This is a genomic window from Xanthomonas sp. WHRI 7064 (assembly GCF_040202355.2).
Taxonomy (GTDB): Bacteria; Pseudomonadota; Gammaproteobacteria; order Xanthomonadales; family Xanthomonadaceae; genus Xanthomonas; species Xanthomonas arboricola.
On sequence record NZ_CP167821.1, the window covers coordinates 179,827 to 200,100 of the forward strand.

Here is a 20,274-nt window from a genome sequence, read left to right on the forward strand (position 1 = left end):
ACCACGCAGCAGACAGTCGCCTGACGACTGCGCAGCGGTGCTGTCGGTCGCTCATGTCGACGCCGGTGGCCCGTGGGGAGGCTGAGCGCGTCATTGCAGCCAGTGCCATTGGAGTGAGTGCATCATGCAAGCCCGTTTGCGTCGTCCCGCCGCCGAGGCAGGCGTCCGCCTGTCCGCCGCACGTTTGTCGGTGGCCATCGTCCTGGCCTTGCACGGTGTGAGCGCTGCCGCGCAAACCGTCGGCCCGCCGGCCACGCCCACCGATGCGGTCGACCTGGACCGCGTGCAGGTCAAGGCCACCTACCGCGAAAGCCTGCAGCAATCGCTAGACGCCAAGCGCTACAGCGTGGAGCAGGTGGATGCCATCTATGCCGAAGACATCGGCAAGTTTCCCGATCTGAACCTGGCCGAATCGATGCAGCGCATCGCCGGCGTCTCCATCGACCGCGAGGGCGGCGAGGGCAAGCAGATCTCCGTGCGCGGCCTGGGCTCGGACTTCACCCGCGTGCGCATCAACGGGCTGGAAGCGCTGGCCACCGCCGGCAGCGGCAGCGATGGCGTCAACCGCAGCCGCGGTTTCGACTTCAATACCTTTGCCTCGGAACTCTTCAGCCGCGTCACCATCAGCAAGACCCAGTCGGCGCAGATGGACGAAGGCTCATTGGGTGCCACGGTCGACCTGCGCGGCTCGCGCCCGTTCGACTTCGACGGCTTCGAAGCGGCGGCGTCCACGCAATACGGCTACAACGATCTCTCGCGCGAAAAGGACCCGCGCTTTTCCGGTCTGATCAGCAACATCTGGGCCGATGGCCGCGTCGGCGCGCTGATGTCGGTGTCCTACAGCGAGCGCCACCTGCGCGAGGAAGGCTACAACCCGGTGCGCTGGGAGCACGGCAACTACCGCAACTCCAACCAGAGCACCGCCACCAACAACGGCACCTACGGTTTCTGTTCGCCGGTGGGCTACAACCCGCAGACCCCGCGCAACCCGCTGGCCAACGAAACCCCTGCCGGGGTCGGCTCGCAGGCCAACCAGGACCGCAACAACGGCTGGGGCAGCTACGGCATCAGCGCCACCAACTGCGGCACCGGCATTGCGCGCCCGGCCAACACGCCGGAGAACATCCAGGCCTACGAAACCGCCACCAACGCCTGGATTCCACGCTACCCGCGCTACATCCGCACCGATCACGAGATCAAGCGCCTGGGCGTCACCGGCGCGCTGCAATTCAAGGTCAGCGACGACACGCTGCTGAACTTCGACATGCTGTATTCCAAGCTGGACAAGGACCAGCGCGAAGACTCGGTCGGCGCCAACCTGCACCGCACCGCCAACTTCGGCGGCAAGACCCAGATCGCCGTGCGCGAAGCGCAGGTGGACGACCAGAACCGCCTCACCTACGGCGTGTTCGACAACGTCGACTTCCGCACCGAATCCAGCAACATCGAAGAATCCACCGAGTTCAAGCAGTTCAGCCTGGACCTGCAGCACCGCTTCAACGACCAGGTGCGCGTCAACGCGTTGGTCGGCCACTCGACCTCGGACTACGAACGCCCCGAGTTTTCGATGGTGAGTTTCGACAACACCAACCTGGACGGCTTCGTGCTGGACCGGCGCGGCGGTGGCGACTACCCCAGCATGAGTTTCCCGTTCGATGCGGGCAACCCGAATAACTGGCAGTGGCTGGGCTACGGCGCAGTGCCGGTCAACAGCAACGGCACCGCGCGCGGCACCAACATCAGCGAGGTGCGGCTCAACCCGCAGTCGGTGGGCAACACCTTCGACACCGCCAAGGTGGATCTGGAATTCAACATCAGCCCCACCTTCACCTTCCGCACCGGGCTGGCCTACAAGAACTACGACATGGACACGTCGGAGTCGCGCAACATCTCCTACGGCCGACTGGCGCAGGCATTGCCGGCCGGTGTGGGCGTGGGCGATTTGAGCACCAACCTGGACGGCTTCGGCCGCAGCTTGAACGGCAGCTTCCCCACCACCTGGGTGATTCCGGATTTCCAGAAGGTTGCCGACCTGCTCAACATCAATTGCGACTGCGACACCGGCGTGCCCGGCGGCGACTACCGGCTGGCCGATGTCGGCCACTTCGGCTCGTCCAACAACAATTTCGCCGTCAACGAAAAGAGTCTGGGCACCTACCTGCAGCTGGACTTCAACACCGACCTGTGGGGCCGCGCGCTGCGCGGCAACCTGGGTGTGCGCTATGTGCAGACGCAGATCGCCGCCAGTGGCTATGCGCCGTGCACGGCCACTGCGGCCGGTGCGATTTCGCCCAACTGCCAGTCGTTCTTCGGCGTGGCCAGCGCCACCGCCGCGGCCGGCGAGCGCCTGCTGGTGCCCACCACCGTCAACCACAACTACCGCGACATCCTGCCCTCGTTGAACCTGTCCTGGGATGTCAGCGACGAGGTGGTGCTGCGCTTCGGCGCGGCCAAGACCATGGCGCGCCCCACGCTGGCGTACCTGTCGCCCAGCGTCAGCGGCGGCCCCACCCAGTATTTCGACGACGGGCGCTTTTTCTCGATCAACCTGGGCAACCCCAAGCTCGACCCGTTCCGCTCCACCAACTACGACCTCAGCGCCGAGTGGTATTTCCGCGAAGGCTCGCTGCTGTCGGCGGCGGTGTTCTACAAGGACATCGACAGCTACGTGCAGCGCACCCGCGTGCTCAGCACCTGGGAAGCGATGGGTTACTCGCTGGACTTGCTGCCGGCAGGCTTCACGCCGGACACCATCTTCAACGTGCAGAGCTACTTCAACACGCCCGGCGGCCCGCTCAAGGGCTTCGAGCTGACCTACCAGCAGGCCTTCGACTTCTTGCCCGGCTTCTGGCGCAACTTCGGCGTGCAGCTCAACTACACCCAGGTCGATTCCAAGATCAATTACCTGTTCAGTACCGCAGGCAGCAGCAATACCAGCATCACCACCACCGCCACCGAGCGCGACCTGCTCAACCTCTCCCCGCAGTCCTACAACGCCACCGTCTATTACGACGACGGCCGCTTCAGTGCGCGCGTGTCCACCAGCTACCGCGATGGCTACATCAACAACATCCTCGCCCAGGAAGACGTCTACGACCTGGATGGCAAGCGCCTGGTCACGGCCGACGTGACCGGCAAATACAGCGTGGAAAACGTGGATTTCAACATGTCCTACAAGCTCAACGACCAGCTGTCGCTGACCTTCGAGGCCATCAACCTGCTCGACACCCCCGACCGCCGCTACGTCGATTCCACGCTGGAACTGCCCGACAAGTACACCGTCACCGGGCGCCAGTACTACATCGGCGCGCGCTACAAGTTCTGACCAGGAGAGCGACATGCAAGTGCATCGCAGAACCGTCTTACGTCAGTTGGCCGCCACCGCGTTGGTGGCCGTGGCAGGCCTTTGCAGCAACGCCGCCATTGCCGCCGACCCGGTCTACACCGTGGCCAAGCAGGGCAGCGCCGGCTACCGCACCGTGCAGGCCGCCATCGATGCCGCCGTGCAGGGCGGCAAGCGCGCGCAGATCAACATCGGCGCCGGCACCTACCAGGAACTGATCGTGGTGCCGTCCAACGCACCGGCGCTCAAGCTCACCGGCGCCGGCGCCACCCAGACCGTCATCACCTACGACAACTACGCCTCACGCATCAATCCGGCCACCGGCACCGAGTACGGCACCTCCGGCTCGTCCAGCGTCATCATCGCCGGCAACGACTTCACTGCCGAGCAACTGAGCTTCGGTAATCACGCCGGCCCGGTGGGGCAGGCGGTGGCGGTGCGCGTGGATGGCGACCGCGCCGCGTTCCGCAATGTGCGCTTTCTCGGCTACCAGGACACGCTATACCTGCGCGGCGCCAAGCTGTCCTACTTTCTCGATTGCTATGTCGAAGGCACCGTGGACTTCGTGTTCGGCGCCGGCACCGCCTTGTTCGAAAACGTGCAGCTGCACTCGCTGGGCGACGGCTATCTCACTGCCGCCTCCACCCCGCAGGAGAGCGCACGCGGCTTCGTGTTCCGCAACGCGCGCGTCACCGCTGCCAGCGGCGTGACCCGGGTGTTCCTGGGCCGGCCGTGGCGCCCGTATGCCAGCGTCAGCTTCATTGGCAGCCAGCTCGGCGCGCACATCCTGCCCGAGGGCTGGAACAACTGGGGCAACACTGCCAACGAAGCCACCGCCCGATACAGCGAATACCAGAGCAGCGGCGCCGGCGCCACCCCGTCGCGCCGCGTGAAGTGGTCGCGCCAGCTCACCGCTGCGCAGGCCGCCGCGCTGGATCGCAACACCATTCTCGGCACCTGGAGGCCGTTCTGATGCGCAAGCTCACCACCTTCGCCCTTGCCACCGCGCTGCTGCTGGCACCGCTATCCGCACTGGCCGACAAGATCGCCGACAACATGCTGTTGCTGCAGACCGCCTCCGGTGGCTGGTCCAAGCAGTACAAGGGCGTCGCCGTCGACTACAACCGCACCTTCACCGCTGCGGAAATCGCCGAGCTGCAGCAACCCGGGCGCAAGGACGACGCCACCATCGACAACAAGGCCACCACCTACGAGATCGGCTACCTCTCCACCCTCTACAAGGCCGAGAAGAACGCCAAGTACGTGGCCGCCGCCAAGCGCGGCGTGGACTATCTGCTCACCGCGCAATACGCCAACGGCGGCTGGCCGCAGTTCTACCCGGACCTGTCGTCCTACCATCACCAGATCACCTACAACGACGATGCAATGGTGCGGGTGCTCAACCTGCTGCAGGACATCAGCGAGGGCAAGGGCGACACCGGCACGCTGCTGCGTGCCAGTCACGGTGCACGCGCCCGCCAGGCGGTGACCAAGGGGCTGGAATGCGTGCTCGCCACCCAGGTCAGGATCGGCGGCACGCTCACCACCTGGGGCGCGCAGTACGACGAAGTCACGCTCAAGCCGGCCAAGGCGCGTGCGTATGAGCTGGCGTCGCTGGCCTCCAGCGAGTCGGTCAGCATCGTGCGCTTTCTGATGCGCCAGCCCACCCCGTCCGCACAGATCAAGAGCGCGGTCGAGGCCGCTGCGCGCTGGTTCGACACCCACCGCATGCGCGACCTGGCCACCAAGAAGATCGACGACCCCACCCAGGAAACCGGCCAGGACGTGATCCTCGTCGCGCAACCGGGTGCGTCACTATGGGCACGCTTCTACGACCTGCAGAATCAACGCCCGCTCTACGCCAACCGCGACGGCAAGGCCTTGACCGAGTACATGCAGGTGCCCAACGAGCGCCGCGTCGGTTATGCCTGGCACGGCACCTGGCCGGACAAGCTGTTGAAGGACGACATTCCCAAGTGGCGCACCGCCAACGGTCTGTAAGTGCGTCGTCGCCACCGCGTGCAAGCGCGCGGTGGCTGTTTTACGTTTTGGAATTGACGAGGTGAGCGTGTCGAAGTTCTTGTTGGGAATGCTGTGCCTGATCGCGCTGCCGGTGAGTGCGGCCACCACCACCGCGCCGGAGCTGTTGTTCCGGGTGTCGGCCGACCGCGACCTGCAGGCCGATGTGGCCCGCGGCGACGGCGTGCCCAACTTCCGCGACAAGATCACCCTGGTGCCCACCGGCAAACGCGGCAACGCCATCGAATGGGCCGACGACGGCGTGCTGTCGTGGAATGCGCCCGGCAACCTCTACACCCAGCGCGGCACGCTCGGCTTCTTCTGGCGCGCGCGCTATCCGGTGGGCGAAGCGCCATTCGTGATCTTCCGCGTCGGCTATGCCGACCACACCAGCTGGGACATGGCCTGGCTGCGCATCGACTGGAACGGCCACGGCTTCGATGCCTTCATCACCGACGCCAACCTCGCACGCACCCGCGTCTCCTTCAAGCTCGACAAGGCCCCGGCCGCCAGCGACTGGACCCACATTGCGTTTGCCTGGGACGAAACCCGCGGCGTGCGCCTGTATGTCGATGGCAAGGAAGCCGCCCGCGTGGACTGCGGTGCGCCTTGTGCCAACGGCGGCGCGCTCGACTTCGACGCCGCGCTTGACCAGTTTGGCCTGGCCGGCCGCGTGATGTCGCCGCACCAGGTGCAGAGCCGCTACAACTTCCTCCGCGGCAGCGACTTCGACGAGATCCGCATCTACGACCGCATGCTCGACGCCAGCGGCGCTGCCGCGCTGGCACGCCTGCAGGAGCCCGCCACCGCCGAGCCGGCCACACCGGCATCGCAGCACGCCGCCTTCCTGCACCGCTTCGGTTGGGACAACGGCCACGCACCGCCGCTGCTGGACGCGCCGGTCACCCGCATCCGCAAGGTGGAGTTCGCCGACGCGCGCGACCTCAAGCAATGGATGTGGAAGGCCACCGACGGCATCGCCGAAACCACCTGGCCCGGCGTCTACAACCGCTCGCGCCTGCCCGGGCGCGACGACTACTTCCAGCTACCCGACTGGAACACCTATGTCGAAGGCGGCAAGGCGCTGGACCTCACCCTGCCGGACGAGTCGGTCAACCGCATCGAGCTGCGCGGCGCCGCCTACGGCCAGGCCACCTACGCCGCGCCCAACGCCCAGGCGCAGCCGCTGTTCGCGCGCAGCCAGGGCGTGGTGCGCAGCGTGGACCAGTTCGCCGAGCGCCGCGGCGGCACGCTGCGCTTTGCCAACACCACGCAGGAAACCCCCATCCAGGAAATCTGGGCCTACAACGTGCAGCCAGGCGAGGTGCCCAAAGGCAGCGCGCAACTCAGCTACACCGTGCGCAGCGACATCCAGCCCGACTACGACAACCTCGCCCCCTTGCGCGATGTCATCGCCGGCCGCTACCCGCCGGGCGAGCGCCAGACCGTGGTCGCGCTGCCTACCAAGGCGCCGGCGCGCAAGCGCCCCAGCGACAAGGCTGCAGCAAGCGCGCAGCAGCCCATCGTGCACATCCTGGTGCCCTCCAGCCTGGGCGACCCGCCGCCGGACCAGGCGTTGATGCGCAGCTGGTCCTACGGCTGGGAGAACATGCACGACGGCCTGGATGGCATCGCCGTCACCCTGCCGGCGCTCAACCTGCCGGCCACCCACAACGGCAGCATCCCGCTCAACATCCGCATCAAGGACCCCATCTGGCCCGCACGCGACATGATTGATGTCTCGGTCGCGGTCGCCCCCGGCCAGGCCCGCACGCTGTGGCTGGACCTGCGCGACCGCATCCTCAGCAACGACAGCCTGATGCTCAGCATCGCCGCCGCCGCGCCCGGCTTCAACGCCAACGCGCTCGATGGCACCCAGCTGCAGCTGGTGTTCAAGCCGCGCGCCGAGGCCCTCACCGAGCACGTCGCCGACCGCTTCAACCAGGTCAAGGACAACTGGGGCTTTCTGGTGGAAGAACACACCACCTCCAAGCGCCAGTTGCTCTACAAGCGCCTGGACGCCGACATCACCGACCTGCTGCGCGTCGACCCGGACCACGCCCTCGGCCGCCAGTACTGGAACGACATCAGCTACGCCAACCAGGGCGCGTTGCCGGTGGAGATGCCCAGCGTACCCAAGGGCGTGCCCGCCTGGGCGTTCTGGCAGCTGCAAGACCTCAGCGCCACCCGCCGCTATATCCGCTGGTGGATCGAGCAGCGCCAGGTGGCCTACGGCGATTTCGGTGGCGGCATCTCCGACGACTCGGACCTGGTGCAACAGTGGCCCGGCGTCGCCCTGATGGGCGTGGACCCGGACATGCTCAATGCCTCCATGCTGGCGTTGTCCGATGCCAACTACCGCAACGGCATGTTCACCAACGGCCTGTCCACCATCGAAACCGACGAGCTGCATTCCTACGAGGAGGGCATCAACCTCAACAGCGCCCTGCTGTATCTCAACTGGGGCGACCCGCGCACCGTCGAGCGCCTGATGGAAACGGTGAAAGCCTTCGACACCATCATCCAGGTCAACCCGCAAGGCCACCTGCTGTTTGCCAGCAACTGGTTCGGCGGCCGCAAGGTCTACCGCGAGCCCAACTGGCAATGGCAAAAACCGTACTCCTTCCCCATCGTGCACCCGGCCATCCTGCTGGGCGGCTATAACGCCGACCCCAACAGCCGCCGCATCGTCACCGGCCTGGCGGATGGCTATCTCGCCCACGCCTACACCAACGCCAAGGGCAACTGGGTCCTGCCCAACGAGATCAACTGGCAAACCGGAAAAACCCGCGGCGGCGAACTGTTCGAAGGCAGCGGCGGCGCCGACACCTTGCACACCTTCTGGGCCGCCTACCGCTTCACCGGTGAAGATCGCTATCTCAAGCCGATTAACTACCGCGTCGCCAACAGCGGCCCCAATGGCCTCTCGCTGCTCAACGAAAACTTTCTCGATGTCATGGGCAAGCGCAGCGACTGGAGCGGCAAGCTCATCGACGCTGCCAACAAGGACGACGGCAGCGCCCCGGACTTCGCGCACCATGTGGCCTGGGAGCAGACCGGCAACCTCGAGTATCTCGCCGCCATTTACCGCAGCGAGGCACGCGAGAAACTGCAGAACTTCTACATGAACACCGAAGGCCACTGGTGGAGCGACCGCGTGGAATCCCCCACGGTCAACCTGCAGCGCGCACGCCTTGGCGGCGTGGCCCTCAAGCGCAACCAGACCTACCCCGGCCACACCGTGAGCTGGCGCTTCAATGATCCAGAGGCCGCCACCCAAGTGGCCATCGCCATCCCCGCACCCCAGCAAGACCGCTTCACCGTCATCGCCTACAACACATCGAACAAAAACCAGCGCGCCAGCATGACCGGCTGGAACGTCGCCCCGGGCCAATGGCGCATCACCCAGGGCATAAGCAAAGCCAATGACGGCAAGCTCGACAGTACCGCCAAGACGCAAGAGGTCGCTTTCGAAAAAAGCGCTTCCATCGACATCGACTTCCCCGCAGGCCGTACCACCGTCCTGCAGCTCGAACGCATTACAGAAAGCAGCCCTGTCGAACTGCGCCCGGACCTGGGTATTGGTCATGGCGACGTACGCGTGACTGCAGATGCCATCGAAGTGACCGTGCACAGCCTCGGCCACGCAGATGCGCCGGCCGGGTTTGTGGTGTTGGAGGATGCACGTGGGAAGGAGCTGGCGAGAGCGGCGTTCCCGGCACTCGCGGCACCACGCGATCTGCAGCCAATCACCATGCAAATACGCCTGCCGCTAACCAACGCAGCAAATATAAAAACCGCGCAATTGCGTGTGACTGCCGAAGGCAAGGTGCCGGAGATTACCGAACTCAACAATAATCTCGCTATACCCGCACCGGCTATGCCCACAACCGCAGAAAACCGCCAATAACCGGAGACACCAAGCCCTTCTCCCGCGCGTGGGAGAAGGTGCCCGAAGGGCTGATGTGGGCAAAGCCGATAAAGCCGGCGATCAATCGCGCAAGCGCATTGACGCAATCCAAAAACTCGGCGAGGATCAAGGCACGCAGGACTTAATGCAGCCGCAAAGCCACACATTTCTTCAGGGGGAAGAAAAAATGTTGAGCAAGGCATGGAGTATCGTGGCACTGACTGTGGCCGCACTGGGATTGTTTACCGCATCCGCGCAAGCGCGCGTCAGGGCCGCCGGCACGCACCACACCACCAGTCATGGCAGTCACTACAGCGCAGGCCACGGCGCCTCGCACAAAAGTGGGAGCTATTGACCAAAAGGGCAGCTATTGTGGGATTAATTGTCTCCGTCCCCCTGTTTCTGCGTTTCACAAGTGCTAGGCCAAGTTGATGGAAATCAATGCTTCGGTGGATATCATGCGGGGCAATGCTCGATTGGCTTAATGAACGTAAGTCATAGCTCAAGGATTGATAATGGCCGGACCGAAGATTAGTCTTAACAAGCTAGGTGAATACTTGACGGCCACTCCGTCACGGCGAAAACGCATCATCTTAGATCAACAAGATCCTAAAGCCTTCATCGTAGCAAGATACTCCGATGCTCGAGCTGAGATAGTTCAATTCCTCGCATCTGGCATGGATGACGATTCGTCTCTCATCGCATCGGCAAAGCGACTTCGCTCAGATCGTAGTGGGACTGATTTTGCATGCCAGGATCGGATTGCGTCGGCCGAGGCAATAGAGAATTTCCTTGAGGCGAGCGACAAAATACAGCTAGAGGATCTGATTGTTGTTCCCGTAGAAAATTCTTCTTCAGAGGCTATGCAAATCAGTGGAGTCTCTGTGTCAATACGTCCAGATGCCTACCTAAAGGATCCTGTGACTGGCGATATCAAAGGGGCCATAAAGTTGCATTTTCCTAAGACAACACCTCTTAGTGAGCAGGCTGCAGAATATGTTGGTGCTGCGACGAAAGTATTCCTACAGCAGGAAAAGCGATCGCCTGTTGTCGACCACCGCAAGTGTTACGTCGTGGATGTTTCTACTCAAGAAGTTTACTCGGCTCCAAAATCTCATGTCCGTAAGATGAATGACATAGCTGCAGCCTGCGAGGAGATAGATGCGCGTTGGAAGCGGGATAGAGGCTGAACTAAAAATTGCTCAATCTGAAGCGGACGAAGAACGGAGTCAGATTCACTTAACGAAGTCAACCTGACTCCGTCCCCGGACCCTAACCTTGCTACGCGGGTCGGCGCCGCTGATTTCGGATGTTATGGCGTATCCCAATCTTTTTCGCAACTTGTGAGATAGAGTTGATCTAAACTGGATTTCCTACAGGGGAAGCAATGCAAGCGACTTACTACCAGTACTACTTCACAAAAGGGAACGGTCAAAAGAGGTACTCAGTCGACCTTCGGCCTTTCCTCCAGAAGTACTGCTCATGGAAGACTCCCATATTTAAGTCTCAGTTCGAGCACGCGGGCGAACGCCTTTATCTCATTCACACCGTCGGCGATCAATACCTCTTCTTGCACACTCTTGATAACGAAATTATCAAGAAAATTGACTCTAAGAACCTGACTTTAGGTGACCTCAAGGCTTATCTCGCAGGAGACTCAGCTGGCTTTGCGTCATACTTGAACTTTAGAGACGATTTTTTTGGGATTGCCTGCAAAATTCTCTCGCCACGCGGCGCAACCTTCTCGAGCTACATCAACCAAGTTATTGAAGCTCTGAACTTGCCTTACAAGTTCCATGCGGTTGCATTAACACACCAGATGCAGCGAAAAGACATTTCGAAGCTTAGTCGCGTAGGAAAAATCACCGTCGAACTACAGCGAGAGAACCAGCTTCACGAAGACCTAGTTGAGTTCATAAGCGGAAAGACCGGCCAGAACTACGCGGAGGTTGGCCCGATCGAAATAACCATTCGGCCAGAGAAAAGATTTGGAAACATTAAGGCGGTGCTACAAGGCGTTTCTTCACAGATTGGCCAGAAGGGCGTAACTGATTTTGAGGCCCGCGCGGTCACAGCAGTCGCGGACAAAGTCATTGACGTGTATCTCGTTGGAGAAGGCGCGGTACGCCATCCAATTAGCGGGGACACTGACGCGAAGATTCAGACCGACTTTGAAAAGCAATTGAGCCGGAACGCGCTACTCCAAGAAAAGCTCAAGGAAATGAGGGCAAACGGTAATGTACAGAAAACTACGTTTGCTGACCTTGATAGTCCTACTAAGCCACGGGCTTAGCTATTGGATTACATTTCTCGTCCCGGACGGTGCCGCTGCAACTATCAACGGCACCCCCGGACGAATTGAGTCGTTAGCTGCACTGCTTGCTAGCTTCGCCTTCACCATGCTCGGATTTTTAGCTGCAGTACTTGCTCTATTTGGCATCATGTCAGGCTCCTCACTTCTCGCCAGATATAAAAGGCATGGGCATCTAGACACACTACTCTTGGTGATCGGCTTAACAATGGTTGAGCTCGTTGCAACCTTTGCAACTTCCGTAGCTCTCTACTTTCACCCACTGACCGACAACTACTCTAAATTCTTAGCATGGCTCGTCACAACTAATTCTGTGATGCTGCTGGTGAGTACGCTGCCTGTCGTCATGCTGGTCAAAGGCACGCTTGATAGCATCAGGCATGGGTAGCAATATGTCCTAACAATTCATTAAAGCCAAAGCCGCTCCGCGGCGCGGCTTAATTTAAGCGGCGGCTGCTTAGGAGGAGGCGTTGTGAAAAAAGGATTCCATTTGGCACATGAAGCGTCTTCGATTATTTCAGATGAATACACTGGCCTGCATGATCGTGATGAATATAACGCTGCAATTTTACATGTTTCCGAACTGATTCGTGCTTCATATATACTGTTTGCAAATGGCAGTTTCGCCCCATCTCTTTTCCTGGCCATTACAGCATTTGAAGAAATAGCTAAGATTAAATCTGGTCATATGCGTTCATGGGGAGAAGATCGTAAAAGGGTTCAAAGAGGAACAGATCCGCTGTTCAATCACGGGACAAAGCATAAGATTGCAGTTGACTCAATTTATTTAATTGGCGACCGCATTGCGAATAGTATTGGCCATGAAAGAGCAAAAGAAATTTTTGAAAAATATGAGGTTGGAGAATACTCGACTCTCAGGGAGGACTCTCTTTATTTTTCGCGAAACAAAGATGAATTGCATATACCAGCGCAAAAGATAGAGCCTCGCTTGGCTGCCGAGCATCTCCTGATTGCAATTGAGATATTTTGTGATGAATTCTGGGGCATGACCGCCAAAGCATCAGAAATTTGCGAAATAACCGATTCGATATATTCGGAAGTCGAAAAGACAATTGAAGGCAGCTAACCTATGAATATGCAGACGCCACTTAACTTCATAAAAATTATTTCGGCGGATGTTTGGCATTCAAATAACGGGGTCAGGTTCACTTAATAGGTTAGCCTGACTTCGTTCCCTACATCCAAGCCGAACTTGCTTAGCGGCTCGGCTTAATTCAGGCATTGGCCAATGGATCGAAAATGAAGATATCTGAGAGAGAGTATCTAGCGTCTTTTCCGCCCGACAAGCGTTCCGAGACATTCAAGTACGCCATTGACACCCGAAAGTTCGAGATTGAGCTGTATTGGAAGCGTGCGACCTATTTCTGGACATTCATCGCTGCGACATTGGCGGGGTACTCTGCCATCCAAGTATCGTCATCGGTTTCGGACAAAACGGATCTTTCGGTAATACTTTCTTGCCTGGGTGTTCTCTTTTCGTTTGGCTGGCACTGCGTCAACCGGGGCAGTAAGCAATGGCAAGAGAACTGGGAAAACCATGTGGACATGCTTGAGTCTGATGTCGTCGGCCCGCTATTCAAAACTGTGCTACGTCGACGTAAACCCATCGGCATAGCAGAGCAGACACTAGAGATCGCCACCGGCCCTTGGGCGGTTTCTGTGTCCGGCATCAATCAAATAATCAGTATTTTCGTTGTTATTTTGTGGGCCGTTCTGCTACTCAAGTCTCTTCACCCTTTTAGCTTCCATGCGCCATTTGACTTTGAGCACCTAGTTCTCGTTTCGGGGACACTTCTCTGTTGCGTCGGATTTGTGACGGCGGGCCGCACTTACAAAGGCACGCATGGTCATACAGCCGACCTCAGAGAGTCACATATTGAGCCATTGACCTAATAATTCAATCAGCCGACGCTGCTTCGCGGCGCGAATTAATTCAGGCATTAGACCTCTTTCAAACTATGTCGATCCCTGTAAAAACGCAAAAAATGCTGTGGGGGCGGGCAGCGAACAGGTGCGCGATCTGTCGCAATGAACTCGTGATGGATGCTAGCGAAACCGATGATGACTCCGTGGTTGGAGAGGCTTGCCACATAGTTGCGTCAAGTCCAGACGGTCCTCGTGGCGATTCCCCGTTAACACAGGAGCAGCGAGACAAGTACGCGAACCTGATCCTGCTCTGCAATGTTCATCACAAGCAAATTGACGATCAACATATAGCCTTCTCTGTCCGGAGACTTGGCACCATCAAAGCAACCCACGAAGACTGGGTTCGGACGCAACTCGGATTCGACACTACAAAGCAGCGCGAAGAAGAATTCTACGCAGCCGTCCTTGATGAGTGGGAGTCACGAATTGACCTCGATAACTGGATTAACCACGCCTCTTCAATCCTGTGTAACGGCCAGCCCTCGATCGACAAAGAACTGTTTAAAGCGCTCGAAGAAGTACGGGGCTGGCTGCTCTCAAGGCACTGGCCAGGAAGATATCCGGCCATTGAATCCGCCTTCTTAAACTTCAGGCTCGTCGTTCAAGACTTCTGCACAACATTTAACGAAAATGCTGAGCCCATGTGGGGAACGTCGCTACAAACAAAAAAATTTTACAAGATCTCTCAGTGGAATCCAGGCCTTTATCAAAAGCTTAGCAATGACTTTGATTACCACGTTGCACTCGTCTGCGACCTGATGCTAGAGATAACACGTTCTATCAATTACGTGTGCTCCTCAGTCCGCGATGGTCTGATGCCAAGTTACAGATCGAAGGAAGGGGCCACGCTAATACAAAGCGGTCCTCTAATGGACCTCTCGTACAGGACCTACCGCGTCGAGTATCGAGACGCAGAACGCATCGCGTATCCGTATCCTGGGTTAGCACAGTTCAAGATTGACCGTGAGAGCCGAGATATTCATTTTGGCGAGGAGCGGGCGGAGGTCTAACAATTCATTGAAACCGAACCTAGCTTGGAGAGCGGCTCAAGTCAGGCATAGACGTCAGCATAGCAATTCCGGGTGCCCCAATGGATGATCTCGCAACTCGAGCAACAAAGATGCTCCGAACAGGCGAACCGTTCCGGCTCGTTGGAACGAACCGCTCGCTCCATTTCCTGAGAGGTGTATTCTCACGTGCCAGCATGTGTATTCCAGCGTTTTACTACTTTTTGGGCTCAGCTTCAGCGCATGGGGCGGCAAAAACAACAAGTGATTACCCATTCAAGATCGCGCAGACTTACTCCGAGTTCTCGGACCTAAACACGCTTACCTTGGCGTGCCGAAAGATGTTCGATCATGCGGCGAAGCCTGATCTCACAGGAGCGAACTTTGGTAAGATTTCGGATCAAGTGCTCTCAGAGCACGCGAAGCACTGGGAAAAGTACTCCGATAAAAATGCAGATGAGTGTTTGAGCGCATTAGTATTCTTACGTAAATTTTTCTCTGAGTATTCGAAGAGTGATAGCATTCTCCTTAAAAAGAGCGGCTGCCTACATAAGCGGATTGGACTGCTGAAGCAGCACGCTGATCGAGCTGCCGCTCACCTTTCTCTTGAGGGCTACGCACTCGACATCATCGACTTGGCCCACTTCACTGCATCTGTAACAATTGTGGGCGAAATAGTCCGTAGCTTCGATAACCCAGGGGCCGGAGAAGAATACTTCAATGAAATAGACGAAGGATCGCACTCAGCCGCGAAAAGGATTTTCCCGCAGATTGCAGACTTTCGGCTTTTTGGTCATATGCAAGTGCATCGGCAAGCTCGCTTCTACTGGAAGCACCAAGACTATGAAAGTATTGAGTATTACTTTGACCAGTTGCAATGTGCGCTTGGTTGATGTAATCAGGCAGGTATGTAAGGAACAGGGTCAGGTTCACTAAAAAGGCACCCTGACCCCGTAGTTGAGAAGCGCGGAATGATCCTGTAGCTAGCCAGCGAGACTCTGTCAGGATTGAGACATATGAGCCGATCAATCATTGCCGTTTTTGTCTTCAGTCTCGTGCTTGCCATGGGGCCATTGCATGGTCAGCACATCACAGAAAGGACCAAGCCAACAGCGGTTCCCAGCGTGCCGTTACCGCCCAAACTTGATCGTGTACTCCGCGACTATGAGCGCGCATGGCGTAAGGGCGACGCGAGCGCTCTTGCTGCGTTATTTGCGGAAGATGGCTTTTTGCTGCAGAGCGATCGTCCTCCAATCCGGGGCAGGGCAGCTATTCAAGCGGCCTATGAAGGTAGCAGCGGAGGCCCGCTACGTTTGCGCTCACTCGGTTTTTCCGCCGAAGGTAATGTCGCCTACATCATAGGTGCGTACGGCTACGGAGATGCACCCGGCGACATGGGAAAGTTCACTCTCACGCTGCATCGAGCGCCCGGCAAGCCATGGTTGATCTTCTCGGATATGGACAATCTCAATTCTTCGGCCAAACGGTAGTCCGCTGCATGGTGCGAAGCGAGCAAAGAAGGGGAGCGATCTGCATGCTCCTCGTAGTGGCCGCACTCAAAAATCACCGTCACTTTGTAGCTCGAAGCAGTTGACATCCCAATAAACCCGCAGCAATCTCTACCACAAGGAGCGTAGAAACTCCTAAGACAGCGGTACCCACCTCCGAAATCCCGGTGGGTTTTTTGTGCCTGCAGCTTCCTGCTGGCGCAGCCGACGCGTTGCCTGCGTCGGGAGGGCGGCTAATACAACATCCTTCGGGGAAATACGCCCGCCGTCTGTCTTCGGTTTCTAACCTCCCGACATCCCGTCGCCACCCGGCGGCGGGGCCTGTTCGTCAAGGAGGGCTTTGCCATGCGTCGACCCACGTCCAGTCCCAAGCCAGCGCGCAAGTACGCCACGGTGCCGCCGCCCACCGAGATCGGCTGGCACTCGCTCGATCCCTCGATCCCGCCGCGGCCCTACCTCGAGCGCACCCCCATCCCCGAGCCCCGCCCCGATCCCAGCAAGCCGCGCCGCCCAGGCCACCCGCGTGCCCCGCAACACTGCACCGTCGGCTACGGCTACTACCCCGACAGCCACCAACGCATCCCCACGCTGCGCCTACGCGGCCGCTGGCTCGAACAACTCGGCTTCACCATCGGCAGCAAACTCAACATAAGCATGCGCAACGGCGAGCTGGTCGTCACCGTGGCACCTGCAGAGTGACCAACCCGCCGCACCTCACGCTCCGCGCGTGCACCCCGCAGTTGGAGAACTCGCATGGTGAATGACACCCTGGCCGGCACCTTTGGCACATTCCCGCACTTCGGCAGCAAATGGATGCCGCTGCCGGTCGAACGCGCGACCAACATCTGCACCGCCTGGCATCGACGCAGCGCCTCAGGCACAACCGCCACTACACGCACGCCGTACGTCGTACATCCGTGCGCCGCATCTATGGGCGGCTACACCCGCACACGCCACACCACGCGTTGGCGCGTACGCGAGGAGCCGGCAGCGGGCAGGGCGCGTTTCGACCAGGCCATCGGCCTATTGCATGCCGACCTGCTTGCCTACATGCGCCGGCGCCTGCGTGACCCCGACACGGCCAACGACCTCACCCAGGAAACGCTACTCCGCCTGCTGGCCTACCGCGACGCGCCCGACATCGGCGACTACGCACTGCTGATGTACCGCATCGCCCACAACGTGGTGCTGGAGCATTGGCGCACACGTCACCGCCGCCACGCCAACGCTCACGTCGCACTGGACCTGATCGCACCACTGGCCGCAGACGGCGCCCACGTCGATCAGATCGCCGACGCCCGCCGCATCCTGCAGCACCTGCACACCCACACGCTGCCCGCACTACCGCCCAGATGCCGCCAGGCCTTCATCCTCAACCGCATCGACGGCCTCACCTACCCGCAAGTGGCCGCAGCCATGGGCATCTCGATCAAGATGGTGGAAAAGCACATCAGCCGCGCACTGGCTGCGTGCCGGGCCGCTATGCAGTGATGTGCCCGGGGTGCGTTGCCTGCCGGATGAGGCATCAGGATGCATTCTCGCTGTGTTGTACATGCATGCGGGTGCGCTGCGACCCGCAAACATCGATGCAGATAAAAAACCCTGCCGAGGCAGGGTTTGACGCATCAGTAACCGGATCCATAAGGATTGACAGAGTCGGCCCTCGATGGTTCGTAGATTGGCTGTGGTGCTGGCTGGCGATAAGTGTTCTGTTCTTTATACGGATCGACAGTTCCAATTCTTCCGGTGTATGGATTCACGTTCCCACGTGTCGAATAATTGTCGAGCGTTGTGCTGTTGGCCGCACTGCGATAGTGAGGTTGCACATACGTGCCATCAGCGCGGTGGTAACCATTGACACGGGTCTGCGCGCACACTGAAGCGGAGGCGAGTGCTACCACGATCGCCAAAACGATCTTTGCCTTTTTCATGGATGTTTCCTCGTAACTACTTGTTGGTTATGCAGGGCCGCAGAAGACGAACGACGTGAGAGCCGTTTGGCCCGAATGGTGTGGCAAGCTTGGGACATCGGCTTCACTGCGCTCCAGCTCGGTAGTCGGCAATCATTGCCTTGGTCACGTCCTTCGGGTAGCACAACGGGGCGTAGCCACCGCCACGGCTGTATGCGCTTCTACCGCCGCAGCTGCTGCCATTGCGTGCCGCGTTGTACGGGCAGGGGCAGTTGCCGGGATATGCATTAATCGATTGTTGAATCAGCAGCGTCCTGATGTTGGCATCAGACAACGCTGTAGAAGGGCCTTTGGCAAGTGCGTGTGGCGCAAATGCCATTGCTAACGCAAGCAAGCAGAACTGCAGTCGCATGGGTTCGTCCTAATGTCGCACGTTAGGTGCGCAACAGAACATGCAAGGCTTATTCCCACGTCTTATCGAGTTCGCTCTCACATACGCTATAAATGGCTGTGCTCGCTTTCCGCCGTATTCAAACGCCTACACCGCGATGCCTGAAGGTGGAAGCTAGCGAGCTCTTCAACAGCCAGGACCAGAAATGACTCCAAATGACTTTGTTAGTGCGCTGAAGACCCAATGCGCGGACGCAGCCGTTCACGACTGCGTGGAACTTCTTAAGGCCCCGCCGGGCCGTAGGCCCGAACAATCTTTGGTTAGCTTGTCCGTCTGGTATCGCGGTCTCGCTCCTGCCGACAAAGCCAACGTTGTCGCCGCATTGCAAATGGCGGCAGATGCAACGCTGTTCGGCGTCTTGCGCGTTATCGACGGTGTTCGCGCTATCGAGGATCACTCAACCAAGTCCAAGTTCAGGCTCACAGCCACATGCAACGGTTCAACGTCACTCATAGCGCCCGGACCCGAAGATCTTCATGCTCTTCTACAGACAGATTCTCTGTAAGAAAAGAAGTGCGCCGCGCATATGCAGCAGACACCGTCTAGCTCTGGCGTAGCGCGCCGCAGGTGAGCTGGGCTGCACCTTACAAAAGGCGATGAGACCACAAGAAGTGGGGTCAGGTTAATCTAATGAGTCGACTTGACCTCTCATTCCTTCATGGCGCATCCGCAATGCAAACGTGGTTGCGATTTTTATACTGGACTCGATACCGTTGAATGATTGACCAAGAGCCCAGAGTGCGGGAATATCGTACGGTAGTAGTCTAACGCTCACCGCTGGTTAAAAAGGATTTCATGGATGAATAAGAAGATGCGCCCTTCTCTTGGGGGGGCTGATCAACCCTTATGGCAAAATCGGACTCATATTATTGGCGGTGGCCGCATTGGTTTTCTTGAGGGGCCTAATCAAGGCTCCTTCGTCCAGCGATGAGATCCGGCAGTTGGTTGTCATTGGCCTTGCCGTGATGGGTGTCATCCTGTGTACGCTTGGCATTCTTACGGTCAAGCAGCCTGATGGCAGATAGGCTTTGTCTAACTCTGGCTTTGATAGATGTCCATTGACAATTTTTTATCAACGCAGCTTGCTATGAAAGTTGGCTTATGCCGACTCATTTCAGTGTGCTGAGGTCTCTAATCTGCACGACATTAACCGGGCCAATGAAAAGCAAGAGAGCGATGGATGAGCAGGCGCTGTCGCGCCACGGGACTGTACTAGCTACCAGCGCATCTCTGCTCGGCGGCCAACCGGCTGTGTCTAGCCCTCACATCGCGCGCGGTCGACATGCTACCCTGACCACCGCCATTCTGGCGAAGACGGAACATCAGGTGACCCAGCCGACACCATTGCAAGCGGTGTCAGGGGCTTTCTCGCTGAGCCACGCTTAAAGCAGGTCGCCCAGAGACAAGCACGTCATTTCAATCACTACCAGGGACGTATTCATCATGAAGCTACGTAGCATTGCCACCACTTTCGCATTGGCTGCAGCTTTAAGCCTTGGCTTGAGCGCTCCAGCCCGCGCCCAGGCGGGAGATCCTTGCTCGGTCTTTCTTTGCATGGCCAGCATGACCGCCCCAAGCAAGCCAGGAGGTCCTGCTTGTGCAGCGCCGATCGCCGTCTTCCATTCCATTCAGATATGGAGCCCCGCCTTCAACCCTTCAGCCACGGCTGCGGCACGCCGGGCATATCTGATGACATGCCCAGGCGTGGTCCCAGTGAATCAGGCCACCTTGGAAGCTATCATCGGGCAGTGGGGCTACACGCCTTGACGTAAATTGTCCGCTGACTCAGAAATTTGCTTTTAAGTCAGGGGGAATGCCGCCACGCCCCTGTTTGCCATGCGCATCGCGCAAGGCCTTTCGATACCACT

General features: G+C 58.8%; 18 protein-coding genes. 15 read left to right on the forward strand and 3 right to left on the reverse strand.

Going from position 1 to position 20,274, the window contains the following annotated elements:
- Positions 1-124: 124 nt before the first annotated feature.
- The 15 genes from ABQY74_RS00745 (at position 125) to ABQY74_RS00815 (ending at position 17,536) form a co-directional block, all read left to right on the forward strand.
- Positions 125-3,325, forward strand: coding sequence for a TonB-dependent receptor (locus tag ABQY74_RS00745; protein WP_039517866.1), 3,201 nt, complete (start codon positions 125-127; stop codon positions 3,323-3,325).
- A gap of 13 nt (positions 3,326-3,338) precedes the next feature.
- Entirely contained in the window at positions 3,339-4,316 is a 978-nt protein-coding gene (locus tag ABQY74_RS00750) for a pectinesterase family protein (RefSeq protein ID WP_349792910.1), read from the forward strand.
- A complete protein-coding gene (pelA, locus tag ABQY74_RS00755; RefSeq protein WP_349792912.1) occupies positions 4,316-5,344 on the forward strand; it encodes a pectate lyase in 1,029 nt (342 codons plus the stop codon). Before ABQY74_RS00750 ends, pelA begins: the two co-directional genes overlap by 1 nt.
- Positions 5,345-5,432: 88 nt before the next feature.
- Complete coding sequence (locus tag ABQY74_RS00760; protein WP_349793135.1) at positions 5,433-9,272, forward strand: LamG-like jellyroll fold domain-containing protein; 3,840 nt, start codon at positions 5,433-5,435, stop codon at positions 9,270-9,272.
- 55 nt (positions 9,273-9,327) lie between these two features.
- Entirely contained in the window at positions 9,328-9,627 is a 300-nt protein-coding gene (locus ABQY74_RS00765) for a hypothetical protein (protein WP_349793146.1), read from the forward strand.
- A 160-nt stretch (positions 9,628-9,787) separates the two neighbouring features.
- On the forward strand, positions 9,788-10,462 hold the full coding sequence (locus tag ABQY74_RS00770; RefSeq protein ID WP_349792914.1) for a hypothetical protein: 675 nt from the start codon (positions 9,788-9,790) through the stop codon (positions 10,460-10,462).
- A 197-nt stretch (positions 10,463-10,659) separates the two neighbouring features.
- The gene (locus ABQY74_RS00775; protein WP_349792916.1) at positions 10,660-11,565 is read left to right on the forward strand and encodes a hypothetical protein; all 906 of its coding nucleotides are present in this window, start codon (positions 10,660-10,662) and stop codon (positions 11,563-11,565) included.
- Positions 11,510-11,971 carry a hypothetical protein gene (locus ABQY74_RS00780; RefSeq protein ID WP_372470003.1) on the forward strand — a complete coding sequence of 154 codons (462 nt, stop codon included), beginning with the start codon at positions 11,510-11,512 and terminating at the stop codon, positions 11,969-11,971. The genes ABQY74_RS00775 and ABQY74_RS00780 overlap by 56 nt, the downstream gene beginning before the upstream one ends.
- Before the next feature lie 84 nt (positions 11,972-12,055).
- The gene (locus tag ABQY74_RS00785) at positions 12,056-12,670 is read left to right on the forward strand and encodes an AbiV family abortive infection protein (protein WP_349792920.1); all 615 of its coding nucleotides are present in this window, start codon (positions 12,056-12,058) and stop codon (positions 12,668-12,670) included.
- A gap of 173 nt (positions 12,671-12,843) precedes the next feature.
- Positions 12,844-13,497 carry a hypothetical protein gene (locus tag ABQY74_RS00790; RefSeq protein WP_349792922.1) on the forward strand — a complete coding sequence of 218 codons (654 nt, stop codon included), beginning with the start codon at positions 12,844-12,846 and terminating at the stop codon, positions 13,495-13,497.
- Positions 13,498-13,643: 146 nt separating this feature from the next.
- Positions 13,644-14,540, forward strand: coding sequence for an HNH endonuclease (locus ABQY74_RS00795; protein ID WP_372470004.1), 897 nt, complete (start codon positions 13,644-13,646; stop codon positions 14,538-14,540).
- Positions 14,541-14,620: 80 nt separating this feature from the next.
- Positions 14,621-15,430: a hypothetical protein gene (locus ABQY74_RS00800; RefSeq protein ID WP_349792924.1), complete on the forward strand. Its 810-nt coding sequence runs from the start codon at positions 14,621-14,623 to the stop codon at positions 15,428-15,430.
- 123 nt (positions 15,431-15,553) lie between these two features.
- The gene (locus tag ABQY74_RS00805) at positions 15,554-16,027 is read left to right on the forward strand and encodes a nuclear transport factor 2 family protein (protein ID WP_349792926.1); all 474 of its coding nucleotides are present in this window, start codon (positions 15,554-15,556) and stop codon (positions 16,025-16,027) included.
- 363 nt (positions 16,028-16,390) lie between these two features.
- Complete coding sequence (locus tag ABQY74_RS00810) at positions 16,391-16,744, forward strand: SymE family type I addiction module toxin (protein WP_349792928.1); 354 nt, start codon at positions 16,391-16,393, stop codon at positions 16,742-16,744.
- Positions 16,745-16,798: 54 nt separating this feature from the next.
- Complete coding sequence (locus tag ABQY74_RS00815; RefSeq protein WP_349792930.1) at positions 16,799-17,536, forward strand: RNA polymerase sigma factor; 738 nt, start codon at positions 16,799-16,801, stop codon at positions 17,534-17,536.
- 134 nt (positions 17,537-17,670) lie between these two features.
- On the opposite strand, the gene ABQY74_RS00820 is transcribed toward ABQY74_RS00815, so the two are convergent.
- The 3 genes from ABQY74_RS00820 to ABQY74_RS00830 form a co-directional block, all read right to left on the reverse strand.
- Positions 17,671-17,976 carry a hypothetical protein gene (locus tag ABQY74_RS00820; protein WP_349792931.1) on the reverse strand — a complete coding sequence of 102 codons (306 nt, stop codon included), beginning with the start codon at positions 17,974-17,976 and terminating at the stop codon, positions 17,671-17,673.
- Positions 17,977-18,079: 103 nt separating this feature from the next.
- Positions 18,080-18,367, reverse strand: a complete 288-nt coding sequence (locus tag ABQY74_RS00825) for a hypothetical protein (RefSeq protein ID WP_078537354.1) — start codon at positions 18,365-18,367, stop codon at positions 18,080-18,082.
- A 1,421-nt stretch (positions 18,368-19,788) separates the two neighbouring features.
- On the reverse strand, positions 19,789-20,034 hold the full coding sequence (locus tag ABQY74_RS00830; RefSeq protein ID WP_349792933.1) for a hypothetical protein: 246 nt from the start codon (positions 20,032-20,034) through the stop codon (positions 19,789-19,791).
- Between the last annotated feature and the right edge of the window lie 240 nt (positions 20,035-20,274).